We start from the raw sequence: 22,092 nt of genomic DNA on the forward strand, positions 1-22,092 counted from the left end.
GCGGGCCCTGGCGCCCGTCCTGGCCGGAAAGTGGCGTCAGTTGCTCTGTGCGAAGGCCGTGTAGGCGGCTTCGTCGAGCAGCGCGGCCAACTGGCCTGCGTCGCTGAGCTTGACCTTGAAGAACCAGCCTTCGCCCAGCGGGTCGCTGTTGGCCAGGGAGGGGTCGTCGCGCAGGGCTTCGTTGACTTCGACGATCTCGCCGCTGACGGGCATGTAGACATCGGCGGCGGCCTTGACGGACTCGACCACGCCGGCCACATCGCCCTGGTTGAAGCTGGTGCCCACGGCGGGCAGATCGACGAACACCACGTCGCCCAGCGCATCCTGCGCGTGGAGGGTGATGCCGACGATGGCCGCGTCAGGGTTGGCGGCGTTGATCCATTCGTGGTCCTTGGAATACTGGATGCTCATGGCTTGCTCCGATAGAAACTGAAAAGAAACCTGTGAAAGGCGGTTTGAGAAAGGTCAGTGCGCACTGTAGCGGCATGCGATGGCAGGAAAAACGAATCCGCCGAACTCGATCCACGCCAAGCGCGCAGGCTGTCCTCAACCGCGGTGATAGCGGGGCGCCACGAAGGGCGTGGCCTGCACCTGCATGGGCACGGCCTTGCCGCGCACCATGGCCTGCAGCGTGGTGCCGATGGCGGCGCTGCCCGGCTCCACATAGGCCAGTGCCACGGGCTGGTTCAGCGTGGGCGACAGCAGGCCGCTGGTGACCTCGCCGACCTTGCGGCCGCTGGCATCCAGCAGCTCCGTGCCTTCGCGCACGGGTACGCGCTCCAGGGCCACCAGGCCCACGCGCTTGCGCGTGAGCAGCTCGGGCGACTGCAGCTGGGCCAGCACGGTGGCCGCGCCGGGAAAGCCGCCTTCGCGCTCGCCACCAATGCGGCGGACCTTCTGCACGGCCCAGTTCAGGGCGGCCTCGGCCGGGGTGGTGGTCGTGTCCAGATCGTTGCCGTACAGGCACAGGCCGGCTTCCAGGCGCAGCGAATTGCGCGCGCCCAGGCCCACGGGCCTGACTTCGGGCTGGGCCAGCAGGGCACGGGCAAAGGCCTCGGCGTGGCTGGCGGGCAAGGAGATCTCGAAGCCGTCCTCGCCGGTATAGCCGCTGCGCGTGATGTACAGCTCGGCGCCTTCCCAGTCGAAGTAGCCGCCCGTCATGAACACCAGGCCGGCCGTGTCGGGCAGCAGGCGCTCCATGGCGGCTGCTGCCTGCGGGCCCTGCAGCGCCAGCAGGCCCCGGTCGAACTGGGGCTCGATTTCACAGCGCTGGCCGATGCGGGCCTCTATGTGCGCCAGGTCTTCGTGCTTGCAGGCGCCGTTGACGATCAGGAACAGGTCGTCCTCGCGGCGCACGAACATCAGGTCGTCCAGAATGCCGCCCGCGTCGTTGAGCAGCAGGCCGTAGCGCTGGCGGTGTTCGCCCAGGCCCAGCACGTCCATGGGCAGCAGCGATTCCAGCGCCGCGCCGGCATCCGGGCCGCGCAGGCTGATCTGGCCCATGTGCGAGACATCGAACAGGCCTGCCGCCTCACGCGTGTGCAGGTGCTCGGCCATCAGCCCCTGCGGGTATTGCACGGGCATGGAGTAGCCGGCAAACGGCACCATGCGCGCGCCCAGTTCCTGGTGCAGGTCGAACAGCGGGGTCTTGAGCAGATCGGTGGTGGAGGCAGCGGTCAAGGAGGGACTCTCTTTTCGGCAAGGGGCAAGGCACAACGCCATCCCGGAATCCCGGGATGTCCTGCCCTGCTGTCCGCTTTACCTGAGAGATTCACCCGCACCTTCCATGCGTGGGGCTTGCTCCTTCGGTGGATGGGGCACACCGCCGTGCCCTGCATCTCTCTCCAGCTAGGAACGCCTGCGGCCGTGGCGGCAGGCGGTGCCAGTCCTTTTGCCTGAGCGTTCGGGACGAACCCTGCGCCTTCGGCGGTGCCGCTGCCTGTGACCATTGCGGCCGGGCGGGCACTCTCTCCTGACCGGCGCATTCTAGCTGCGGCCAGCGCCCGCGCGGCTTCGGGATTTCCGCGGGCCGGCCCCAGCTCCATGCGCTTGCCTGCATGGATGCATTTGCAAATTGCATAACTGTCTAAAAAATCTCCTACATTGAGATGCATCGATATATGAAATCTCGTGAGCGAGAAGGAAGAAGCGCACATGCAGCAGACGCTGGGAGACACATTGGCCTGGCCGGCACGTTACCTGCCGAACAAGGAGGCCCTGGTCGCGTGGGAGGGCGGCGAGCGCCGCGCCTGGACCTACGCCCGGCTCGATGCCGAAGTCAACCGCCACGCCCACGGCCTGGCCGAGCTGGGCATAGGCCATGGCGACGTGGTCGCGGCCTTTCTCTACAACACGCCGGCCTTTGTCTTCACCATGCTGGCGGCCGCGCGCCTGGGCGCCATCTTCAACCCCATCAACTACCGGCTGGCGGCGCAGGAGCTGGCCTTCATCCTCAAGGACGGTGCTGCGCGCGCCCTGGTGTTCGAGCACGAGGGCGGCGAGGTGGCCGCGCGCGCCCAGGCCCTGCTCAAGGCCGAAGGCGGCGGCACTGGCGCAGGCATCGAGCACTGGATCTTTGCCGACGATGCCCCGGCCGACCCGCTGCCGGTCTGGGCCACGCAGCGCCTGTCCGCCCTGGCCAGGGGCCGCAGCAGCGCGCCGCCCCAGGCCCATGTGCGCGAGAGCGACCCCTGCATCCTCATGTACACCAGCGGCACCACGGGCCGGCCCAAGGGCGTGCTGCATACGCACCGCAGCAAGCTGGCGCACAACGCCCTCATGCACCAGACCATGCAGTTCACGCGCGACGACGTGGGCCTGGCCATGGCGCCGCTCAACCACACGGCCGAGCTGCACACCAGCTTTTTGCCGCGCCTGCAGGCCGGTGCCACCCAGGTGCTGCTGCGCCGCTTCGACGTGACCGAGGCCTGGCGCCTGATCCGCGAAGAGCGCGTGAGCTTCTTCTTCGCGGCGCCCACCATGGTCACCATGCTGCTGGCCGACCCCATTGCCTCGCCCGAACAGGCGCCCGCGCTGCGGCTGGTGGAGTACGGCGGCGCCTCCATGGCGCCGCACCTGATCCGCGAATGGACACGCAAGGTCGGCAGCGACCTGGTCCAGGTCTACGGCACCACCGAGATGGGGCCCTGCATGTCCATCCTCCTGCCGCGCGAGCAGCTTTCGCACGCGGGCTCGGCGGGACTGCCCTCCATGGGCCATGACCTCATCGTGGCGCGCCTGCGCGAAGACAACGCCCCCACCGATCCGGCCGAAGCCTGCCTGCCCGGCGAGGTGGGCGAAATCCTGGTGCGCGGCCCCTGCATGATGGCCGGCTACCTCAACCGCCCTGACGCCAACACCCGCGCGCTGGCGCACGGCTGGTACCACACGGGCGACCTGGGCCACATCGACGACGACGGCTATCTCTGGATCCGTGACCGCATCGACTACATGATCAATTCGGGCGCCGAGAACGTCTATCCCCGCGAAGTGGAAGACGCACTGGTCGAACACGCCGACGTGCTCGAGGTCGCCGTCATCGGCGAGGCCGACGAGCGCTGGGGCCAGATCGTCGCCGCCCACGTGGTCGCCAAGCCTGGCGCCAGGCCCACGGCCGAGGCGCTGGACGCCTTCCTGGTCCACGGCGACCGCCTGGCCGCCTACAAGCGCCCGCGCCGCTACCACTTCCGCGAGGCCCTGCCCAAGACGGCCAGCGGGAAGATACAGAAGCAGTTGCTGAGGGTGGTGGTGGCGGCCTGAGGCTGCGGCCTGCACTTACTTCTGTGTTTGCCCCTGCGCAGTGCAGCACTGCGCCATCGAGTTGCGCAGCCACCGATGCATGGCATCCCCCTGCTTGCGCACATGCCAGGCCTGCTGGTAGGCGAACCGGGGCAGCTTCAGCGGTGGCGTGAAGCGGCGCAGCGTTTTGTGGCGGCGCAGGTCGCCAATGGCGCGGCTGCCCACGGTCAGCACGAGGTCGGTGCCTGCCAGCACCTCCAGCGCCGCGCTCCAGTGGGGCAGGGCCAGCACCACGCGGCGGCTCAGGCCTTGGGCGGCCAGCGCCTTCTCGATTTCCTCGCTGGCGTCGGGCCGCATGGCCAGCATGACGTGCGGGCGCTGCAGCCAGTCCTGCAGTGACAGCCCGCCGCGTGCCGGCAGCACGGCCTGGTCGGCCACGCTCACGAATTGTTCCTGGAACAGATCCTGCACCTCGATGCCTTCGGGCAGGTCGGGTGCGTCGGGGAAGGGCCCCAGTGCCAGGTCCAGTTCGCCATCGGCCAACTGGGCCAGCATCACCTCGCGCGTGGACTGGCTGATGGCCAGGTCCAGCCCGGGTGCGTGCTGGCGCAGATGCCGCATCAGCGGCGGCAGCACGATGCGCGATGCGTAGTCCGACAGCGCCAGCCGCAGCCGTCCGCGTGCGTGGGCCGGGTCGAATTCCGCCTGTGCCAGCAAGCCGTTGAGGCTGCCCAGCGCATCCGCCAGCGGTTGCACCAGGCCTTGCGCGCGTGCCGTCAGCGCCATGCGGCCACCGCGCCGCACCAGCAATGGGTCGCCCAGATGCTCGCGCAGCTGCGCCAGCGAATGGCTCATGGCCGGCTGGCTCTTGTGCAGGCGCAGGGCCGCGCGCGTCACATGTTTTTCGGCCAGCAGGGCGTGCAGGGCCAGCAGCAGGTTGAGGTCGATCCGGCGCAGTTCATCCATGCCATGAATATAGACCGTGCACACAAACGATTTTCATCAACGTGCTGGATGCGAGAGCATGCAGGCATCGATTGACAGAAGAAGAAAGGTCTTGCCGCATGACAGGTAAAAGCACATTCACCGCCCTTGCTCCCGTGGCCCTGGCGCTGCTGGCGGGGGCCATGCTGCCATTCCAGGCCGCCAGCAATGCCCTGGTGGGCCGCCTGCTGGGCCACCCGCTGTGGGGCGCGCTGGTCTCGCTGGCCGTGAGCGTCATGGTCGTGGTGCCTGCACTGTGGGTGCTGCGCGCGCCCGCTCCGGCCATGGCCCAGGCGGCAGCGGGGCCATGGTGGCTATGGATAGGCGGTGTACTGGGGGCCATCTATGTGGCCAGCGCGGCCGCCGTCACGCCCAGGCTGGGCGCAGGCGGCTTCCTGGTCTGCGTGGTGGCGGGGCAGATCGTGGTCTCGGTGCTGGTGGACCACTTCGGCCTGATGGGCCTGGGCGCACGGCCGGTCAATGCGACGCGCCTGGCCGGCGTGGCCTTGATCCTGGGTGGCGTGCTGCTGGTGGTGCAGGGCGGGACGGCCCGTTCAGCGGCGGCCCCATGAGCGCCGCGAGGACGCCCTGCTTCAGCGGCGAAGGCTCCGGCCTTGCCCGCGTCAGGCGGGCATGCCCGGCGGCACGGCGGCCGGCCTTGCCACTGGCGGACATTCCTGGCGGGCATCTGCCGTGCCGGGCAGGAACCGGCCCAGCCGGATGACAAAGCAGGCCCCGCCTCCGGCAGCCGGCTGGAAGAACGCGTCGCCTGCGTGCAGCCTGGCGATGCGCCTGACCACGGACAGGCCCAGGCCATGCCCGTTGACGTGCCGGGTGGCGCTTGCGCGTTCATAGGGCTCGAAAACCTGTCCTGCCGCTTCGGGCGCAAGGCCCGGTCCCTGGTCGCTGACGGAAATCAGCAGGTCACCGGACGCATCGCAGCGGGCGGCCAGGGTGATGTCGCCCGCCTTGGCATATTTGATGGCGTTGCCGACAAGGTTGGAGATGGCGATGCGCACCAGGACAGGGTCGCATTGCCATTGCTGCGGGCCGTGTTCCAGATCCAGTTTCAGGCGATGCCGACGGGACCAGCCGACGAGCTCTGCAGACTCCTCCAGGAGTTCATCCAATGGCGTCTGCTCCAGTTGCAGCCGGAACGCGCCCGCGTCCAGCCGGTCGTTGATCAGGCAGGTGTCCACCAGGGTCATCAGCCGGCGCGAAGCCCTGCGTATCTGCGACGCCTGCTCGATGAGGGAGTCCGCATCCGTCGTCGGGAACGTCTGCAGCTCGGTCGCGGCGCCGTCCACGATGGTGAGTGGGGTGCGGAACTCGTGGTTGATCATGTTGAAGAACTGGCGCTGTTCCAGCCGCATCTCCCGCTCGCTGTGCAAGGCGGTCTGCAGGGCCTGCTGGGCCGTTTGCAGTTGTGCGGTGCGCTGCAGGACCTTGGACTCCAGCTCGCGCTCGGCAGCCTGGGCGCGTGACAGGGCCTGCATCCGCTCACTGCGCAGGGCACGCTCCGCCACCCGCGTGCGGTTGGTCACCGCCATTCCCAGCAGGATGGCCTCGGACACACGCCCGGCAAACCACAGCATCTGTGCCGATGGCAGCGCAACATCCGGCAGCAGGCCCTGGGTTCTCAGCAGGTTCAGGATGCCCAGGGCGGATGGCACCGCAAACGCCAGCGCGCCCGGCAGGTATTGCCACTGCCTTCGAACCACCAGCAGGTACAGCACGAAGACCGCACCGAACGATGTGGACACCAGGGCCGTGAACACCACGGCACGCGAGATCTGCGGATAGCCCCCCAACAGTGCCAGGCCCAGTGCGATGGCATTCAGCCAAGCCACCACGCTGAAGAGATGCGCAGCCCAGATCCAATGGCGGCGGAACTCGAACAATTGGCTGAAAAACACCGTCGCCACCACACAGAAGCTGCAGTAGGCGATGGACAGCGCATGCTGGGGCTGGTCGGCGCCGGGCAGCCACAGGCCTTCGGGCCGGTAACGGAAAGCAGCGTAGGCAAAGCCGGCTGCCAGGAGCGCGGCGCAAAGAATGTAGAGCCTTTCCCTGAGCCAGCACCACAGGATCAGGCTCATCAGCGTGATGGCCAGGGCCGAGCCCATGTACGCGTAAAGCAGCATGGCGGCCGGCGCCATGCTCCTGCCGGGAAAGACCGCAATGCCCTGGTCTGCCTGGGGGTTGGGCAGCAAGCGGGTGAGCAGTGCCAGAAGCGCTGCGGCTGCCAGCGCCTGCACCAGGGCCTGCACCAGCCATTGCGTTGCAGCACCCGTTTGCCAGTGCCCCCGGCCGCCTTCGGTGGGGTTGTCTTGCGTGTGGATCAAGGGTCCGATTGGTTGAAGTGGCGTGCGCCCATATATGTCCGCCGTGCAGGCTTGCGGGGGGCCATTGTGCACCGGCGGCCATTGCGGGAAAGCGCTGTCTGCCGTCTGCCAGGTGCCCCAATGCAACAGGCCGCCCCGCTGCGGATAAGCGGGGCGGCCTGTAACGGGCTCCTGGTCTGGATCACGCATCCGGGCGCTGGCGGTAGTCGGCGGGGCTGGGTGAATGGTTTTGCTGCGCCGGTAAGCGTGCTTCCATGCAGACAAGTGTGCGCGTTTGGTCTCAGAAAATGCTGCTTTATTTCTTCAAAACAGGCGTTGCTACAGAAAATTATTCTGCGTCTGCCTGTTTTGCAGTAGATTGCCGGCCATGGACATCCTCGACAGAAAGATTCTTTCCGCCCTGCAGGCCAACGCGCGCGCCAGCCTGCAGGAAATCGGCGCGGCCGTGGGCCTTAGCGCCTCGCCCTGCTGGGCACGCATCAAGAAGCTGGAAGAGGCGGGGGTGATCGAGGGCTATACCGTGCGCCTGAACCCGCTGGCGCTGGGCCTGGGCGATACGGTGCTGGTGCAGGTCACGCTGGACAGCCATTCGGACAACACGCTGGAGAAATTCGGCGAGATGCTGGCGACCATTCCCGAGGTGGTGGAGGCGCATCTGGTCTCGGGCGAGTACGACTACCTGCTGCGCGTCGTCGTCAAGGACACGCGTGACTACGAGCGCCTGCTGCGCGAGAAGCTCTACAAGATCAAGGGCATTCGCCACAGCCAGTCCAGCTTTGTGCTGCGCACGCTGAAGAAGGCCGACCTGCCGCTGGGGGTCTGAAGTCCATGCCCTCTGGCCAGGCGCCGCCGCCCGCTCCCTACCGCGAACACTCCCCGCCGCCCGCCCTGCAGCCGCACTTCCAGTGCCTGTGGAGCAGCACCGTGGCCCCGGACTATGCCGGTGGCTTTCTCGTGGTGCCCGATGGCTGCGTGGACATCGTTTGCAAGGGCGGGCGGCTGCTGGCCGTGGGGCCTGACAGGGTGGCTGCGCGGCCCACGCTGGTGCCGGGGTCCGAGGTATGGGGGGCGCGCTTCGGGCCCGGTGCGGCCAGCGCCTGGCTGGGCCTGCCCATGGACGAGATCGTGGGGCAGGCGGTGGAGCTGGGCGATCTGCTGGGGCCGCGCGCGCGGGAGTGGGTGCATCGCATCAACGATGCGCAGCCGGGCGCAGGGCAGGCCGTGTTCATCCATGGACTGGTGCAAATGGGCCGCGACGCCCCAGCGCCGGACCGGCAGGCCATGGAGCTGTTCAATGTGGCGGCTGCAGCCGGGCGTGATGAATCCGGCGTGCTGGCCGCCATGCGCGCGCAGCTGGACATGCCGGAGCGCAGCCTGCGCCGCTTGTGCCACGCGCAGTTTGGCTACGGCCCCAAGACGTTGGAGCGCGTGCTGCGCTTTCAGCGCCTGCTGGCCCTGGCACGGTCTGACCGGCAGGCAGGTCTTGCGGCGCTGGCGGCGGACGCCGGCTATGCGGACCAGGCGCATCTGTCGCGCGAGGTGAGGGCGCTGTGCGGCATCACGCCCAGCGCCGCCATGGCGCAGCTGCTGGATTGAGCAGTCCGGCTGGCCGTTTTGTTCAAGACCGCTGCCACGGCGTGGCCGATGATGGCGGCCTACCGACATTCAATGGAGCATCACATGGGCATCAGGGGCAAGAACCACCAGATCGACAACATCGAGTTCAACGTGGCCGACATCGCGCGCAGCAAGGCGTTCTACGGCGAGGCCTTCGGCTGGAGCTTCACCGACTACGGGCCGAGCTACACCGAGTTCAGCGACGGCCGGCTGACGGGCGGCTTCACCACGGGCGAGGAGGTGCGGCCCGGCGGCCCGCTGGTCATCCTCTACGCCGACGATCTGGCCGAGGCACAGCGCCGCGTGGAAGCGGCCGGGGCCGGGGCCGTGATCAGCCGTGCGGTGTTCGCGTTCCCGGGTGGCCGCAGGTTCCACTTCACCGATCCGGACGGCTACGAGTTGGCCGTGTGGTCGGCCGATGCCTGAAAGACGACAGCCCGCATCTGCGGGCTGTTTTTCATGGGGACTGGGCAGGGCGTCAGTCGACGTTGGAGCCCAGCTGCATGTCCTTGTACTTCACGATGTGCGTGCCCTTGACCAGGCGGTAGCCGCCCCAGATCAGCAGGAACAGCGGCAGGCCGATGTAGGTGGCGACCACGCCGGTCCAGTCGATGCGGTCGGCCATGAAGGCCTCGTAGTTCTGGCCCAGCGTGATCACCATGCACAGCACGAAGGCGAAGATGGGGCCGAACGGGAACCAGGATGCGCGGTAGGGCAGCTGGTTCAGGTCCAGGCCCTGGGCCTCGAAGCCCTTGCGAAAGCGGTAGTGGCTGATGGCAATGCCCAGCCAGGCGATGAAGCCCGTCATGCCCGACAGATTCAGCAGCCAGATGTAGACCAGCTGCGGGCTGAAGATGTTGGTCAGGAAGCACAGCGCCGCCACCACGGTGGTGGCCAGCAGGGCCAGCGTGGGCACGCCGCGCTTGTTGACATACGAGAACATGCGCGGCGCCATGCGCTGGCAGGCCAGCGTGTAGAGCATGCGCGTGGAGGCGTACATGCCCGAATTGCCGGCCGACAGCACCGAGGTCAGCACCACGGCGTTCATCACGGCGGCGGCCGACAGCAGGCCCGCGCGCTCGAAGACCAGGGTGAAGGGGCTCACGCTGATGTCGCCCAGATCATTCTTGAGCAGGTGCGGATCGGTGTAGGGGATTAGCAGGCTGATGACCAGAATGGCGAAGACGTAGAACAGCAAAATGCGCCAGAACACCTGGCGCACGGCGCGGGGCACGTTCTTGGCGGGGTTCTCGGATTCGCCGGCAGCAATGCCGATGAGCTCCGTGCCCTGGAAGGAAAATCCCACGATCATGGCCACGCCGATCAGCGCCGAGAAACCGCCCGCAAAGGGCGCGTCGCCCTGACTCCACAGGGCAAAGTTGCCCCAGACGCCTTCAGGCGCGCCGCCCCGCACGATGCCCAGGATCATGAGCACGCCCACGCCGATGAAGAGGATGACGGTGGTCACCTTGATGGCGGCGAACCAGTACTCGGCCTCGCCGAAGCCTTTGACCGAGATGGCGTTGAGGCCGAACATGATGGCCAGGAACAGGGCGCTCCACAGCATGCCGTTGCCGTCGGGAAACCAGTAGGCCATGACCAGCTGGGCGGCCACCAGGTCCACGGCAATGGTGACGGCCCAGTTGTACCAGTAGTTCCAGCCCAGCGCGAAGCCGAAGCCTTCGTCCACATAGCGCGCGCCGTAGGTGGCGAACGAGCCCGAGACGGGCAGGTTCGCGGCCATTTCGCCGAGGCTGGTCATGAGGAAGTAGACCATCAGGCCCACGATCATGTAGGCCAGCAGGGCGCCGCCAGGGCCGGCCTGCGAGATGGTGGCGCCCGAGGCAACGAAGAGGCCGGTGCCGATGGAGCCGCCGATGGCGATCATGGACAGATGCCGCGCCTTGAGTTCGCGCCTGAGCGCGGTGGGAGCGGCATTCTTGGAGTTGTCTGCTGCCATGGATGTGTCGTTTGGTGGATCAGATCCCGCGCGGCCGCTGGCCGGCGCGGGGGCAGGAATGCAAAACAGGAAAAACAAAAGAGCCGCTGTGTCGCGGCCCCATCAAGGTGCATGCACCACGAAAAGGCGTGATTGTCCGAGAACGCTGCCATCGTGGAAAGGCAGGAGTTTAATCCCCCTTCACCCACATAAGCGGAACTGAATCCGAACCCACTGTGGGCATGGCGCCACGCCGTCTGCGGCCCGCCTGCCTGCTTACCACTGTGTCTGCGCCAGCAGCAGCTGGGCCAGTGCCTTGATGCGCGGCGAGGCCTGGCGCGTGCGCGGGTAGACCAGGGACAGTTCGCGGGCGCGGCCCTCGTGCTGGGGCAGCAGCCGCACCAGCCGGCCCGCCTGCAGGTGCTCGCGCACCGCGAACTCCATGACCTGGGCCACGCCCAGGCCGCCCAGCGAGCCTTCCACCAGCGGGTCGCCGCTGTCGAAGGTCACGGTCTGTGGCGCAGGCCAGTCCAGCATCTCGCCATTGCCGGCCAGGAACTGCCAGGGCACGCGCCGGCCCAGGTAGTGGTTGTAGACGGCCATGCAGCTGTGCTGCGCCAGCTCCTGCAGCGTCTGCGGCGTGCCGCGCGCCGCCAGGTAGGCGGGCGAGGCCACGGTCACCCAGCGCAGCGGCGGCAGGGCGCGGGCAATCATGCGGCTGTCTGCCAGCGGGCCTATGCGCACGGCGGCGTCAAAACCTTCTTCCACCATGTCCACCATGCGGTCGGTGAAGCTGGTGTCGATCTGCAGCTGCGGATGCTCGCGCAGCAACTGCCCCAGCAGCGGCACCAGCACGATGCGGCCCAGCATGGACGGCGCCGTCATGCGCAGCACGCCGCTGGGGGCGCAGCGCCGGTCGCTGACCAGCTGGCGCGCCTCTTCCAGCCCGGCGATCAGCGGTGCGCAGCGGTCCACCAGCGCGCAGCCATCAGGCGTGAGCGAGACGCTGCGCGTATTGCGGTGCAGCAGCCGCGTGCCCAGGTCCTTTTCCAGCTGGGCCACGGCGCGTGAGATGCGTGGCTGGCTGGTGCCCAGCAGCGTGGCGGCCTGGGTGAAGCTGCGGCTTTCGGCCACCTTGATGAGCAGGTGCACGGCGTTGAGATCCATGGCATGTCTCCAGATTCGATTAATGCAGTTTTGCATAAGAAAAATGAAAATCTGCTGTTTATCTTCACAAGTGCATTAATTAGGATCGGCGCCATGCCAATGACCGATTCCCCCGGCGCCCTGCGCCACCCGCGCGCCGCCCTGGCGCTGCTGTCCCTGTCCCAGCTGCTGATTGCGCTGGATGCCACCATCGTCTTCGTCGCGCTCGACGCCATGGGCCAGCAGTTGCAGATGGATGCGCACCACCTGCAATGGGTGGTCAGTGCCTACAGCGTGGCCTTTGGCGGCTGCCTGCTGCTGGGCGGGCGCTGCGCGGACCTGCTGGGCAAGCGGCGCATGTATGTGGCGGGCATGGCGCTGTTCGGCCTGGCCTCCCTGGTCGGCGGCTTTGCCTCGCAGCCCTGGCAGCTGGTGCTGGGCCGCGCAGGGCAGGGCGTGGCCGGGGCGCTGCTGTTTCCGGCCACGCTGTCGCTGATCAACACCTTGTATGCGGCCGGGCCCGAGCGCAACCGCGCCCTGGCCGTGTGGAGCATGGCGTCGGCCGGCGGGCTGGCGGCCGGCGCGCTGCTGGGCGGCGTGCTCACGCAGACGCTGGGCTGGAACTGGGTGCTGTGGGTGCTGGTGCCCGTGGCCTGGCCGTGTGCCATGGTGGCGCTGCGCTTTCTGCCGCCCTCGGCCCAGACCGGGCGCGCCGCGCCGGGCCAGGGCTTCGATCTGGCCGGCTGCCTGAGCGTGACCGTGGGCAGCAGCCTGCTGGTGACGGCCCTGGTGCAAGGCCCTGAATGGGGCTTTGCCAGCGCCGCCACGCTGGGGACGCTGGCCGTGGCCATGGCGGCGCTGGCCCTGTTCTGGCGCATCGAGGCGCGCATCGCCTCGCCGCTGATGCCGCTGTCCCTGCTGCGCGTTCCCAGCCTGCGCGCGGCCATGCTGCTGACCATGATCTTCATGAGCAGCTTTGGCGTGCAGTACTACTTTCTGGCGCTGTATTTCCAGCAGATCTTCGGCTGGAGCCCGCTGCAGGCCGGCATGGCCTTTTTGCTGCCCACGGCGGTCTGCACGCTGGGCATCCGCTGGGCCGAACACTGGCTGCACCGCTCCACGCCGCGCGCCGTGCTCATGGGCGGCTGGGCCGCAGGCACCATCGGCCTGGCCTACATGGCCTGGGCGCTGCCGCTGGGTGGCAGCTATGTCTGGCTGGTGCCCGGCTTCGTGGTGCTCAGCCTGGGCCAGGGCGCGTGCTGGACCGCCATGTGGGTGGTGGCCGGCCAGGGCGTGGCGGCTGCGCAGCAGGGCGTGGCCTCGGGCATTGCGGCCACGGCCCAGCAAGTGGGCGCGGCGCTGGGGCTGGCCCTGCTGGTCATGGTGGCCACCGCGCCGCTGGCCGGAATCACGGCGCCCGATGCGCTGCGCGAGGCCACGGCCCGGGGGCTGCAGCAGGCCGAATGGGGCGCTGCGCTGATCGCGCTGCTGGGGTGGGTGGTGTCTGCGGGCATGCGCCGCGCACCGTCAAGCCAGGCCGTGCCGGGCGCGGAGCAGCCGGCCTGCTCGCCTTGAGGTCACTGGCCCGCAGTTACCATCTGCGGCTGCTTTGCACACCCCTCACCACCAACCCACATGGCAGAAACGAGCATCTCCAGCGACTGGGTCCGGCATTCGCAGCTGGGCGCAGGCCTGGAGCGCATCGAGGCCTACTTCGGCGGGCACGGCTATGCGCCCCACAGGCACGACACCTACGCACTGGGCCTGACGCTGTCCGGCGTGCAAAGCTTTGCCTACCGCCGCAGCCAGCGGCACAGCCTGCCCGGTGGCGCCATGGTGCTGCATCCCGATGAATTGCATGACGGCCACGCGGGCACCGACGCAGGTTTTCGCTACCGCATGGTCTATGTGGAGCCGGCCCTGATCCAGCAGGTGCTGGGCGGCAGGCCCTTGCCCTTTGTCGAGGGCGGGCTGTCTGCCGATCCGCGGCTCAAGGCCGCGCTGCTGCCGCTGCTGCAGGGCCTGGATGAAGACCTGGAGCCGCTGGCGCGCGACGACGCCATCTACGACCTGGCATGGGCGCTGGACGCCGTGGCGGGCCGCCGCAACGTCCGACGCCTGCCCGACCTGGGGGCCGTGGAGCGCGCCCGCGCCTGCATCCACGACGCGCTGGTGCAGGGCGTGACCCTGGATGCCCTGGCCCAGGCCAGCGGCCTGGACCGCTGGCGGCTGTGCCGTGACTTCCGCGCGCTCTACGGCACCAGCCCCTACCGCTACCTGACCATGCGCCGGCTGGACACCGTGCGGCGCCTGCTGCTGGTCGGGCAGGGCGTGGCCGATGCCGCACTGCAGGCCGGCTTCTTCGACCAGAGCCACATGGCGCGCCAGTTCGCCATGGCCTATGGCGTGCCGCCCGCACGCTGGCTCAGGCGCCTGGGCGCGGCCTGAGCTGCACGATCGTGCAAGACCGGAGGGATGGCGCTTCCTAGCATGGAGGCTTCACACGCTTTCATAAGGTCTGCCCATGACGTTCCCCGTTGAAAACCGCCCCTACGAGGCCATCAACTTCCCCGAGAAATTCAGCCGCTTCACCGGCCAGTGGAGCCCCCGCGTCGTCGCCGAGATGAACGACTACCAGTTCAAGATCGTGCGCGTGCAGGGCGAGTTCATCTGGCACTCGCATGCCGAAACGGATGAAGCCTTCCTGGTGCTGGACGGCGAGCTGCGCATCGACTTCCGTGATGGCCATGTGCTGCTGCGCCAGGGCGAGCTGTACGTGGTCCCCAAAGGCACGGAGCACAAGCCCAGCGCCGAGCGGGAAGCCCGCCTCATGCTGATCGAGCCGCGCGGGGTGCTTAACACCGGGGAGGAAGGCGGCGAGAGGACGGCGATGAACGATGTGTGGGTATAGCCAGCCCGTAGCCATCCCATGAACAAGGGGCGCCGCAGCGCCCCTTGTTCCCGGAAGTGCGGGGCGCTCAGCCCAGCAGCAGCGCGTCGTCGGCCAGCTTTTCGCCGCGCACCTTCTCGAACATGTGCAGCAGGTCGGGCACGTCCATGCGGGCGCGTTCCTCGCCGCTGACGTCGAGCACGACCTGACCCTGGTGCAGCATCACCGTGCGCTCGCCCACGTCCAGCGCCTGGCGCATGCTGTGGGTGACCATCATGGTGGTGAGCTTGGCCTCGGAGACGATGCGCGCCGTCAGCTGCAGCACGAAGTCGGCCGTGCGCGGGTCGAGCGCGGCGGTGTGCTCGTCCAGCAGCAGGATGCGCGAAGGCTGCAGCGCCGCCATCAGCAGGCTCACGGCCTGGCGCTGGCCGCCAGAGAGCAGGCCGATGCGGTCGGTCAGGCGGTTTTCCAGGCCCAGGCCCAGGATGGACAGGCGCTCGCGGAAGTTGTCGCGCATCTCGGCCTTGACGGCGCGGCTCAGGCGGCGGAAGGTGCCGCGGCGCTGGGCCAGGGCCATGTTTTCCTCGATGGTCAGGTCCTCGCAGGTGCCCGCCATGGGGTCCTGGAAGACGCGGGCCACGCGTTCGGAACGTGCCCACACGGGCAGGCGCGTCATGTCCTGGCCGGCGATCTCGATGCGGCCCTTGTCCACGGACAGGTCGCCCGAGACGGCGTTCAGGAAGGTGGACTTGCCGGCGCCGTTGGAGCCGATGACGGTGACGAACTGGCCGTCGGGAATGTCCAGCGACATGCCGCGCAGCGCCCGCGTTTCGATGGGCGTGCCGGGGTTGAAGGTGATTTCGAGTTGTTGTGCGCTCAGCATGAGGGTTCTCCGGCGATCAGGACTTGCGCTGTGCAAATTTGCGCTTCAGTTGGGGGATCACCAGGGCGACGGTCACCAGCAGGGCGGTGACGAGGTTCAGATCCTGGGCCTTGAGGCCGATGAAATCGCTGTTGAGGGCCGCTGCAATGAAGAAGCGGTACACGATGGCGCCCACCACCACGGCCAGCGTGGCCCAGACGATGCGGCGCGAGGGCAGTATGGACTCGCCCACGATCACGGCAGCCAGGCCGATGACGATGGTGCCGATGCCCATGGAAATGTCCGAGCCGCCCTGGGTCTGCACGAACAGCGCGCCGGCCAGGCCGACCAGGCCGTTGGCGATCGCCATGCCCAGCAGGATCATGGCGCCGGTGTTCACGCCCTGCGAGCGTGCCATGCGGGCGTTGGAGCCCGTGGCGCGGATGGCCAGGCCCCGCTCGGTGGCGAAGAACCAGTCCAGGCCCAGCTTGGCGAGCACGACGATCACGAACAGGATCACCGGGCGCATCACATAGTCAGCCACGCTGTCGGGCTGCAGCAGGGTGAACAGCGTGGTCTCGTTGATCAGCGGCACGTTGGGGCCGCCCATGATGCGCAGGTTGACCGAATACAGGCCGATCATCATCAGGATGGAGGCCAGCAGATCCATGATCTTCAGGCGCACATTGAGCCAGCCCGTGATCAGGCCCGCGACGGCGCCCGCGGCCGTGCCGGCCAGCGTGGCCAGCCAGGGATTGGTGCCCGTGGAAATCAGGATGGCGCAGACGGCGCCGCCCAGCGGGAAGCTGCCGTCCACCGTGAGGTCGGGAAAGCGCAGCAATCTGAACGAGATGAAGACGCCCAGCGCCACCAGGCTGAAGATCAGGCCGATCTCGACGGCACCGAGCAATGAGAAAAGAGACATAGGAGGAGCGACAGGCGCGTGGGACAGAAAACGACTTAAAAAAAGGGCAGGGCCATGTTGCCATGGCGCCTGCCACCGTGGGCGCACTGCCCGGGTTGGTCCCGGGCAGGCAAACCCCGGGTATTACTTGATCACCTGGGCGGCCGACTTGACCAGCGCGTCGGACAGCTTGACGCCTTGCTTCTCGGCGGCGCCGGGATTCACGAACAGCTCCATCTTGGTGCTGACTTCGGTCTTCATGTCGCCGGGCTTTTCGCCCTTGAGGATGCGCACGACCATGCGGCCGGTCTGCTCGCCCAGATCGCGGTAGTTGATGCCCAGGGCAGCCACGGCGCCGCGCTTGACGGAGTCGGTGTCCGAGGCCACCAGCGGGATCTTGGCGTCCTGGCCGACCTTGACCAGCGACTCGTAGGCCGAGACCACGTTGTTGTCGGTGTTGGTATAGATCACATCGACCTTGCCGACCAGGCTGCGCGCGGCGCTGCTGACGTCCACGGAACGGGGTGCGGCGGCTTCCACCAGGGTCATGCCCAGCTTGGGCAGCAGGGCCTTGAGTTCCTTGACCACCACGGCGGAGTTGGCCTCGCCGGGGTTGTAGACCATGCCCACGCGCTTGGCGTTGGGCACGACCTGCTTGACCAGATCCATCTGCTTGTCCAGGGCCAGCAGGTCGGACACGCCGGTCACGTTGTTCTTGGACGGCTCCCAGCTGGGCACCAGCTTGGCGGCCACGGGGTCGGTCACGGCGGAGAACACCACGGGCACGGTCTTGGTCGATGCGACCACGGCCTGGGCCGAGGGCGTGGCGATGGCCACGATGGCGTCAGGCTTGTCGCCCACGAACTTGCGTGCGATCTGCGCGGCCGTGCCGGTGTTGCCCTGGGCACTCTGGTACTGCCACTTGAGGTTCTTGCCGGCTTCGTAGCCTGCTTCCTTGAGCGCGGCCTGCACGCCGTCGCGCACGGCGTCGAGTGCAGGGTGCTCGACGATGGCGGTCACTGCGACCGACTTCTCGTCAGCGGCGTGGGCGCCGCCCGCGATGGCGGAAATTGCCAGGGCCAGCGCGCCCAGGGGCGCCCAAGACAAGTGCTTCATACGTGTATCTCCAACGTGCTTGTGTTTGTTCCTGTTTGCTCAGCAGAAGGCCGCACAGGACGGTCGCGGCGCTTCGCGGCAAAGTCTACTGCAGCCGCCCTGTACGCCTTGGCGTTTGGACGACCCGGTTTTCACCTATAGGTTTGTATCTAAAAATTGGCATGAAATCTGCGGGGAATGCCCTAGGTGCAACTTTTTCATGCGTGTTGGACAGGTTTGGCGGTGCAGGTTTGCGTCTTCAGGGGCTTGTTTTTGGCTTTGTCGTGCATTTTTATTGCGTGCAAGCGCCTTTCGGATGGCCTTCTATGCTTTCTGGGCCTGCATGGCTTTGACGGCGCTCAAAGAAAAAGCCTGCACAAGCAGGCTTGGGCAGGCTTCAGAGGAGGGCCGGTGTGGCGTGCGGATCACATGCCCGCGTAGTTCGGCCCGCCGCCGCCTTCGGGCGTGACCCAGACGATGTTCTGCGTGGGGTCCTTGATGTCGCAGGTCTTGCAGTGCACGCAGTTCTGGGCGTTGATCTGCAGGCGCTTGCCGCCCTGGGCCGTGTCGTCCACGAACTCGTAGACGCCGGCCGGGCAGTAGCGCTGCTCGGGGCCTGCGTACTTGGCCAGGTTGATGGCCACGGGCACCGAGGCGTCCTTGAGCGTCAGGTGGGCGGGCTGGTCTTCGGCGTGGTTGGTGTTGCTGATGAAGACGCTGGATAGGCGGTCGAAGGTCAGCTTGCCATCGGGCTTGGGATAGTCGATGGGCTTGCACTCGGCCGCAGGCTTCAGGTAGGCGTGGTCGGGCTTGTCGCGGTGCAGCGTCCAGGGAATGTTGCCCTTGAGCACGAACTGCTCGATGCCGTTCATCAGCGTGGCCGTGGTCAGGCCCTTCTTGAACCAGGCCTTGAAGTTGCGCGACTTGTTCAGCTCTTCGTACAGCCAGCTGTTCTCGAAGGCCTCTACATAGGCGCCCAGCTCGTCGCCCTGGCGGCCTGCGACGATGGCGTCATAGGCGGCCTCGGCGGCCAGCATGCCGGTCTTGATGGCGGCATGGCTGCCCTTGATGCGGCTGACGTTCAGGAAACCTGCGTCGCAGCCCACGAGCGCGCCGCCCGGGAACACGAACTTGGGCAGGGACAGCAGGCCGCCTGCCGTGATGGCGCGCGCGCCGTAGCCCAGGCGCTTGGCCGGCTTGATGCCCTTGGACTCGTCGCCTTCCAGGTAGTAGCGGATGTTGGGATGGGTTTTCCAGCGCTGGAACTCCTCGAAGGGGCTCAGGTAGGGGTTGGCATAGTCCAGGCCCGTGATGAAGCCCAGCGTGACCTTGTTGTCGTCCAGGTGGTAGAGGAAGGCGCCGCCATAGGTCTTGCTGTCCATGGGCCAGCCGGCCGTGTGCATCACGAAGCCGGGCTTGTGGCGTGCCGGGTCGATTTCCCACAGCTCCTTGATGCCCAGGCCATAGCTTTGCGGGTCCTTGCCGGCGTCCAGCTGGTATTTGGCAATGATCTGCTTGCCCAGGTGGCCGCGTGAGCCTTCGGCAAAGATCGTGTACTTGGCGTGCAGCTCCATGCCCAGCTGGAAGTCGCCCGTGGGTTCGCCGTCCTTGCCGATGCCCATGTTGCCGGTGGCCACGCCCTTGACCGAGCCGTCGTCGTTGTAGAGCACCTCGGCGGCAGCAAAGCCCGGGAAGATTTCAACGCCCAGTGCCTCGGCCTGCTCGCCCAGCCACTTGACCACATAGCCCAGGCGAACGATGTAGTTGCCATGGTTCTGGAAGCAGGCCGGCAGCAGGAAGTTGGGCGTGCGCAGGGCGGATTTCTCACCCAGGAAGACCATGGCGTCGTCGGTGACGGGCTGGGTCAGGGGCGCGCCCTTTTCCTTCCAGTCAGGGATCAGCTCGGTCAGCGCACGCGGGTCCATGATGGCGCCCGACAGGATGTGGGCACCGGGCTCCGAGCCCTTTTCCAGCACGACGACGGAGACATCCTGGCCTTTTTCGGCCGCCAGCTGCTTGAGGCGGATGGCCGTGGCCAGGCCGCCGGGGCCGCCGCCAACCACCACCACGTCGTATTCCATGGCTTCGCGCGGCCCGTACTGGGCCAGGATTTCTTCGTTCGTCATCGGGGTGTCTCGCTTGGATATTGAAAAAACAGGATGTTCGGCAGACCGAACGTTCGTTCGGCTGCAGCGCAAATGCCGCAATGCGGTGGATTCTATGACGTGCGTGGACCCCGTCGTTGCTGATAGGTGACAGCGCGGGAATCCGCCCTGCTGCACAGTGACCGGGGGCTGCGGGGCATGGTGCCTTGCGGTGGCGCTACAACAAGGAGACTGCAGGCATGCGCATAGAGATTCCAGAATATAAAAAATGCGTTCACGAGATGCGATTCAAAGTGCGCTGGGGCGACATGGACGCCATGGGCCATGTCAACAACGCCATGTACTTCCGCTATCTGGAGACTGCCCGCATCGACTGGATGGTTGAAGCGGGCATGGCGCCTACGCCGGGCGGGCAGGGGCCGGTCATCGTCAATGCGTTCTGCAACTTCCACCAGCAGCTGGCCTATCCCGACGAGGTGCTGCTCAAGATGTACGTCAGCGACCCCGGCCGCACCACCTTCGAGACCTGGGGAACCATGGAACGCATCTCCGAGCCCGGCGTGATCTGCGCGGCCGGCGGCGGCACCGTGATCTGGGTGGACTTTCCCAGGCAGAAGGCCATCGAGTTGCCGGGCTGGGTGCGGGAGATGGTGGGATAGCGGCCCTGGCGCCCTTCACATGATGTGCCTGGGCACTGCACGCCAGGCCGTGGCGCCCGGAGTGCCTGCGGGCGAGGGAGCCTCGCGGATCATCGGATGAACGACACATGCCGTGTCGTCCATGCCCGCATTCCCCAGGAGGTTCGATATGGATTGGTTGCAAAAGCTGCTGTGCCGGCTGTTTGGCTATCGCTGCCCGTTGAGCATCGAGCTCAACGGCGACAGCATTCTCAACGGCTACGGCGTGGACATCACGCCGGTGCAGCGCATCCAGGCGGCACGCCCCTGGTGGACGCTGGATGACAGGTGCATCAACGGCCTGCGGCTGCAAAAACTCATGCTGACGTTTGCCGATGTGCCGCACAACAGCCGCGTCACGGTCATCGCCCTGGGCGCCAATGACGGCTTCGGCCTGGTCCCGCCAGACGAGTACCGGGCCGACCTGCTGGAGGCCGTGCGCATCAGCCGGGAATGCGGCTCCACTCCCGTGTTCACGGGCCTGCCCGGCATGCCGCTGGGGCGCTTTCCCGTGGAATGGACGGACAACCTGGACGCCCTGAACGCGGTGATGCACGACATCGCCACGCAACAGGGCATACCGCACGCCGGCTGGGATGCCGATTTTCGCGGTGACGAGGACCTGAACCCGGATGGCGTGCACCGCACCCAGGCCGCCAGCGACAGGTTGGCGCAACTGCTGATCCAGACGATTGACGGGCTACCGCGCTGAGCCTGCAGAGCCGGGTCAGTTCCGACCGAGCCGCGGTCTTCAGGCTGACTGGCGCAGCACCAGCTTGGGCCTGGCCAACAACTGCTGGCGGGGCTGGCCCGGATGGGCCATGCGTGCCAGCAGCAAGGTGGCAGCCTGTTCGCCAAGCTCGGCGGGGCGCACGTCCACCGTGCTCAGGGGGGGATGGGAATGCGCGGCATCGAACACGTTGTCGAAGCCCATGAGCGCGAAGTCTTTGCCTGCGCGCAGTCCGTTTTCGTCCAGGGCAGACAGTGCGCCAAAGGCCACCAGATCGTTGTAGCAGATGGCCGCCTTGATGGCTGGTTGCGCGGCCAGCAGGCTGCGCATGGCGTCATGCCCTCCCGTGCGCGTGGGGCTGGCGGAGAAAACCAGGTCTTCATCGAAAGCCAGGCCCGCATCGGCAAAGGCGGCCCTGCAGCCGCTCAGGCGCTGCTCCAGCATCAGGCCGTCCAGCCCTCCCAGAAAACCGATGCGGCGATGCCCGGCCGCCAGCAGGTGGCGCGTGGCCGCCATCACGCCATGGGCGTTGTCGGCGCCTGCGAAGTCGTAGCTTCCCTCGCCCAGCGTGCGGATCATGACCACCAGGGGAATGCCCCATGACTGCAGGTCCTGCGCCAGCGAGGCCGGCGTGTCCAGCGCCGGGCACAGCGCAATGCCGGCCGCGTTGTGCTCGCGCATGGCGGTCAGCACTTTTTGCTGGCGCTCCAGGCTTTCGCTGGTATGGGCCATGAGCGTGATGAAGCCGGCATCGGCCAGCCTGCGCTCCAGCCCCGCCAGCACCTCGGCAAAGAAGGGGTTCATCAGGTCGTTGATCACGACACCGACCATGTTGGACGACTGGCGCCGCAGCTCTCCGGCGCGACGGTTGTAGACATAGCCGAGCTGCGCTGCCGCTGCACGCACGCGCTCCGATGTCTCGGCCGGAATCAGGGGGCTGCCCTTGAGCACCAGCGACACCGTTGATTTGGAGACCTGGGCCGCAGCCGCCACGTCAAGGATGGTCACGGCGCGCACGGAAGGGGGCTTGTTCATCATGGTTCGGTGTTTTCCCTGGGTC

General features: G+C 67.1%; 21 protein-coding genes and 2 riboswitches. Of the genes, 10 read left to right on the forward strand and 11 right to left on the reverse strand.

What is annotated here, in order from left to right:
- Window positions 1-36 precede the first annotated feature (36 nt).
- Both gcvH and gcvT read right to left on the reverse strand, forming a co-directional pair.
- Complete coding sequence (gcvH, locus tag DELCS14_RS12545; RefSeq protein WP_012206130.1) at window positions 37-411, reverse strand: glycine cleavage system protein GcvH; 375 nt, start codon at window positions 409-411, stop codon at window positions 37-39.
- Between the two features lie 135 nt (window positions 412-546).
- Window positions 547-1,722, reverse strand: a complete 1,176-nt coding sequence (gene gcvT / locus DELCS14_RS12550) for a glycine cleavage system aminomethyltransferase GcvT (protein WP_013801940.1) — start codon at window positions 1,720-1,722, stop codon at window positions 547-549.
- 17 nt (window positions 1,723-1,739) lie between these two features.
- Window positions 1,740-1,858, reverse strand: a riboswitch (glycine riboswitch).
- Window positions 1,859-1,873: 15 nt separating this feature from the next.
- Window positions 1,874-1,985, reverse strand: a riboswitch (glycine riboswitch).
- A gap of 169 nt (window positions 1,986-2,154) precedes the next feature.
- On the opposite strand from gcvT, the gene DELCS14_RS12555 reads away from it, so the two are divergent.
- Window positions 2,155-3,759 (forward strand): fatty acid--CoA ligase, encoded by a 1,605-nt coding sequence (locus DELCS14_RS12555; protein ID WP_013801941.1) that lies wholly within the window; start codon window positions 2,155-2,157, stop codon window positions 3,757-3,759.
- Window positions 3,760-3,774: 15 nt separating this feature from the next.
- On the opposite strand, the gene DELCS14_RS12560 is transcribed toward DELCS14_RS12555, so the two are convergent.
- Complete coding sequence (locus DELCS14_RS12560) at window positions 3,775-4,704, reverse strand: LysR family transcriptional regulator (protein ID WP_013801942.1); 930 nt, start codon at window positions 4,702-4,704, stop codon at window positions 3,775-3,777.
- A gap of 98 nt (window positions 4,705-4,802) precedes the next feature.
- Here DELCS14_RS12560 and DELCS14_RS12565 point away from each other — a divergent pair, with 98 nt between their 5' ends.
- The gene (locus DELCS14_RS12565) at window positions 4,803-5,294 is read left to right on the forward strand and encodes a DMT family transporter (protein ID WP_013801943.1); all 492 of its coding nucleotides are present in this window, start codon (window positions 4,803-4,805) and stop codon (window positions 5,292-5,294) included.
- A gap of 51 nt (window positions 5,295-5,345) precedes the next feature.
- On the opposite strand, the gene DELCS14_RS12570 is transcribed toward DELCS14_RS12565, so the two are convergent.
- Window positions 5,346-6,992: a sensor histidine kinase gene (locus DELCS14_RS12570; RefSeq protein ID WP_043796728.1), complete on the reverse strand. Its 1,647-nt coding sequence runs from the start codon at window positions 6,990-6,992 to the stop codon at window positions 5,346-5,348.
- Between the two features lie 442 nt (window positions 6,993-7,434).
- On the opposite strand from DELCS14_RS12570, the gene DELCS14_RS12575 reads away from it, so the two are divergent.
- The 3 genes from DELCS14_RS12575 to DELCS14_RS12585 all read left to right on the forward strand — a co-directional run bounded on the left by DELCS14_RS12575 (window position 7,435) and on the right by DELCS14_RS12585 (window position 9,110).
- Window positions 7,435-7,890 (forward strand): Lrp/AsnC family transcriptional regulator, encoded by a 456-nt coding sequence (locus tag DELCS14_RS12575; RefSeq protein WP_012206124.1) that lies wholly within the window; start codon window positions 7,435-7,437, stop codon window positions 7,888-7,890.
- Between the two features lie 5 nt (window positions 7,891-7,895).
- A complete protein-coding gene (locus DELCS14_RS12580; RefSeq protein ID WP_013801945.1) occupies window positions 7,896-8,663 on the forward strand; it encodes a DUF6597 domain-containing transcriptional factor in 768 nt (255 codons plus the stop codon).
- Window positions 8,664-8,747: 84 nt separating this feature from the next.
- Window positions 8,748-9,110: a VOC family protein gene (locus DELCS14_RS12585; RefSeq protein ID WP_013801946.1), complete on the forward strand. Its 363-nt coding sequence runs from the start codon at window positions 8,748-8,750 to the stop codon at window positions 9,108-9,110.
- A 52-nt stretch (window positions 9,111-9,162) separates the two neighbouring features.
- Here the strand turns inward: DELCS14_RS12585 and DELCS14_RS12590 are convergent, their stop codons facing one another.
- Both DELCS14_RS12590 and DELCS14_RS12595 read right to left on the reverse strand, forming a co-directional pair.
- Window positions 9,163-10,644, reverse strand: coding sequence for an amino acid permease (locus DELCS14_RS12590; protein ID WP_013801947.1), 1,482 nt, complete (start codon window positions 10,642-10,644; stop codon window positions 9,163-9,165).
- 255 nt (window positions 10,645-10,899) lie between these two features.
- Window positions 10,900-11,790 (reverse strand): LysR family transcriptional regulator, encoded by an 891-nt coding sequence (locus DELCS14_RS12595; protein ID WP_012206120.1) that lies wholly within the window; start codon window positions 11,788-11,790, stop codon window positions 10,900-10,902.
- A 93-nt stretch (window positions 11,791-11,883) separates the two neighbouring features.
- Here DELCS14_RS12595 and DELCS14_RS12600 point away from each other — a divergent pair, with 93 nt between their 5' ends.
- From DELCS14_RS12600 to DELCS14_RS12610, 3 genes are all read left to right on the forward strand, one after another.
- Complete coding sequence (locus tag DELCS14_RS12600; RefSeq protein WP_013801948.1) at window positions 11,884-13,344, forward strand: MFS transporter; 1,461 nt, start codon at window positions 11,884-11,886, stop codon at window positions 13,342-13,344.
- Between the two features lie 60 nt (window positions 13,345-13,404).
- Complete coding sequence (locus tag DELCS14_RS12605; RefSeq protein ID WP_013801949.1) at window positions 13,405-14,217, forward strand: AraC family transcriptional regulator; 813 nt, start codon at window positions 13,405-13,407, stop codon at window positions 14,215-14,217.
- A 76-nt stretch (window positions 14,218-14,293) separates the two neighbouring features.
- Window positions 14,294-14,680, forward strand: a complete 387-nt coding sequence (locus tag DELCS14_RS12610; protein WP_013801950.1) for a cupin domain-containing protein — start codon at window positions 14,294-14,296, stop codon at window positions 14,678-14,680.
- Window positions 14,681-14,747: 67 nt separating this feature from the next.
- On the opposite strand, the gene DELCS14_RS12615 is transcribed toward DELCS14_RS12610, so the two are convergent.
- From DELCS14_RS12615 to DELCS14_RS12630, 4 genes are all read right to left on the reverse strand, one after another.
- Window positions 14,748-15,542 carry an ABC transporter ATP-binding protein gene (locus DELCS14_RS12615; RefSeq protein ID WP_012206116.1) on the reverse strand — a complete coding sequence of 265 codons (795 nt, stop codon included), beginning with the start codon at window positions 15,540-15,542 and terminating at the stop codon, window positions 14,748-14,750.
- 16 nt (window positions 15,543-15,558) lie between these two features.
- Window positions 15,559-16,446: an ABC transporter permease gene (locus DELCS14_RS12620; RefSeq protein WP_013801951.1), complete on the reverse strand. Its 888-nt coding sequence runs from the start codon at window positions 16,444-16,446 to the stop codon at window positions 15,559-15,561.
- A 123-nt stretch (window positions 16,447-16,569) separates the two neighbouring features.
- Window positions 16,570-17,541 carry an ABC transporter substrate-binding protein gene (locus DELCS14_RS12625; RefSeq protein ID WP_012206114.1) on the reverse strand — a complete coding sequence of 324 codons (972 nt, stop codon included), beginning with the start codon at window positions 17,539-17,541 and terminating at the stop codon, window positions 16,570-16,572.
- A 404-nt stretch (window positions 17,542-17,945) separates the two neighbouring features.
- A complete protein-coding gene (locus DELCS14_RS12630) occupies window positions 17,946-19,646 on the reverse strand; it encodes an electron transfer flavoprotein-ubiquinone oxidoreductase (RefSeq protein WP_013801952.1) in 1,701 nt (566 codons plus the stop codon).
- Between the two features lie 218 nt (window positions 19,647-19,864).
- On the opposite strand from DELCS14_RS12630, the gene DELCS14_RS12635 reads away from it, so the two are divergent.
- Both DELCS14_RS12635 and DELCS14_RS12640 read left to right on the forward strand, forming a co-directional pair.
- Entirely contained in the window at window positions 19,865-20,284 is a 420-nt protein-coding gene (locus DELCS14_RS12635; protein ID WP_013801953.1) for a thioesterase family protein, read from the forward strand.
- A gap of 148 nt (window positions 20,285-20,432) precedes the next feature.
- Window positions 20,433-21,014 carry a GDSL-type esterase/lipase family protein gene (locus DELCS14_RS12640; protein ID WP_013801954.1) on the forward strand — a complete coding sequence of 194 codons (582 nt, stop codon included), beginning with the start codon at window positions 20,433-20,435 and terminating at the stop codon, window positions 21,012-21,014.
- Window positions 21,015-21,053: 39 nt separating this feature from the next.
- Here DELCS14_RS12640 and DELCS14_RS12645 read toward each other — a convergent pair whose 3' ends face one another.
- Complete coding sequence (locus tag DELCS14_RS12645) at window positions 21,054-22,070, reverse strand: LacI family DNA-binding transcriptional regulator (protein WP_013801955.1); 1,017 nt, start codon at window positions 22,068-22,070, stop codon at window positions 21,054-21,056.
- Between the last annotated feature and the right edge of the window lie 22 nt (window positions 22,071-22,092).

Origin of the sequence: Delftia sp. Cs1-4, from assembly GCF_000214395.1 — a bacterium.
GTDB lineage: Bacteria > Pseudomonadota > Gammaproteobacteria > Burkholderiales > Burkholderiaceae_C > Comamonas > Comamonas acidovorans.

What these genes read in the sequence shown, in the direction of transcription:
- DELCS14_RS12575 (WP_012206124.1), top strand. Translation starts at nt 7,435, where the DNA reads ATGGACATCCTCGACAGAAAGATTCTTTCCGCCCTGCAGGCCAACGCG.
- gcvT (WP_013801940.1), bottom strand. Translation starts at nt 1,722, where the DNA reads ATGGCGTTGTGCCTTGCCCCTTGCCGAAAAGAGAGTCCCTCCTTGACC.
- DELCS14_RS12645 (WP_013801955.1), bottom strand. Translation starts at nt 22,070, where the DNA reads ATGATGAACAAGCCCCCTTCCGTGCGCGCCGTGACCATCCTTGACGTG.
- DELCS14_RS12585 (WP_013801946.1), top strand. Translation starts at nt 8,748, where the DNA reads ATGGGCATCAGGGGCAAGAACCACCAGATCGACAACATCGAGTTCAAC.
- DELCS14_RS12560 (WP_013801942.1), bottom strand. Translation starts at nt 4,704, where the DNA reads ATGGATGAACTGCGCCGGATCGACCTCAACCTGCTGCTGGCCCTGCAC.
- DELCS14_RS12590 (WP_013801947.1), bottom strand. Translation starts at nt 10,644, where the DNA reads ATGGCAGCAGACAACTCCAAGAATGCCGCTCCCACCGCGCTCAGGCGC.
- DELCS14_RS12620 (WP_013801951.1), bottom strand. Translation starts at nt 16,446, where the DNA reads ATGTCTCTTTTCTCATTGCTCGGTGCCGTCGAGATCGGCCTGATCTTC.
- DELCS14_RS12625 (WP_012206114.1), bottom strand. Translation starts at nt 17,541, where the DNA reads ATGAAGCACTTGTCTTGGGCGCCCCTGGGCGCGCTGGCCCTGGCAATT.
- DELCS14_RS12640 (WP_013801954.1), top strand. Translation starts at nt 20,433, where the DNA reads ATGGATTGGTTGCAAAAGCTGCTGTGCCGGCTGTTTGGCTATCGCTGC.
- DELCS14_RS12610 (WP_013801950.1), top strand. Translation starts at nt 14,294, where the DNA reads ATGACGTTCCCCGTTGAAAACCGCCCCTACGAGGCCATCAACTTCCCC.
- DELCS14_RS12595 (WP_012206120.1), bottom strand. Translation starts at nt 11,790, where the DNA reads ATGGATCTCAACGCCGTGCACCTGCTCATCAAGGTGGCCGAAAGCCGC.
- DELCS14_RS12555 (WP_013801941.1), top strand. Translation starts at nt 2,155, where the DNA reads ATGCAGCAGACGCTGGGAGACACATTGGCCTGGCCGGCACGTTACCTG.
- DELCS14_RS12605 (WP_013801949.1), top strand. Translation starts at nt 13,405, where the DNA reads ATGGCAGAAACGAGCATCTCCAGCGACTGGGTCCGGCATTCGCAGCTG.
- DELCS14_RS12635 (WP_013801953.1), top strand. Translation starts at nt 19,865, where the DNA reads ATGCGCATAGAGATTCCAGAATATAAAAAATGCGTTCACGAGATGCGA.
- DELCS14_RS12630 (WP_013801952.1), bottom strand. Translation starts at nt 19,646, where the DNA reads ATGACGAACGAAGAAATCCTGGCCCAGTACGGGCCGCGCGAAGCCATG.
- DELCS14_RS12580 (WP_013801945.1), top strand. Translation starts at nt 7,896, where the DNA reads ATGCCCTCTGGCCAGGCGCCGCCGCCCGCTCCCTACCGCGAACACTCC.
- DELCS14_RS12600 (WP_013801948.1), top strand. Translation starts at nt 11,884, where the DNA reads ATGCCAATGACCGATTCCCCCGGCGCCCTGCGCCACCCGCGCGCCGCC.
- DELCS14_RS12565 (WP_013801943.1), top strand. Translation starts at nt 4,803, where the DNA reads ATGACAGGTAAAAGCACATTCACCGCCCTTGCTCCCGTGGCCCTGGCG.
- gcvH (WP_012206130.1), bottom strand. Translation starts at nt 411, where the DNA reads ATGAGCATCCAGTATTCCAAGGACCACGAATGGATCAACGCCGCCAAC.
- DELCS14_RS12615 (WP_012206116.1), bottom strand. Translation starts at nt 15,542, where the DNA reads ATGCTGAGCGCACAACAACTCGAAATCACCTTCAACCCCGGCACGCCC.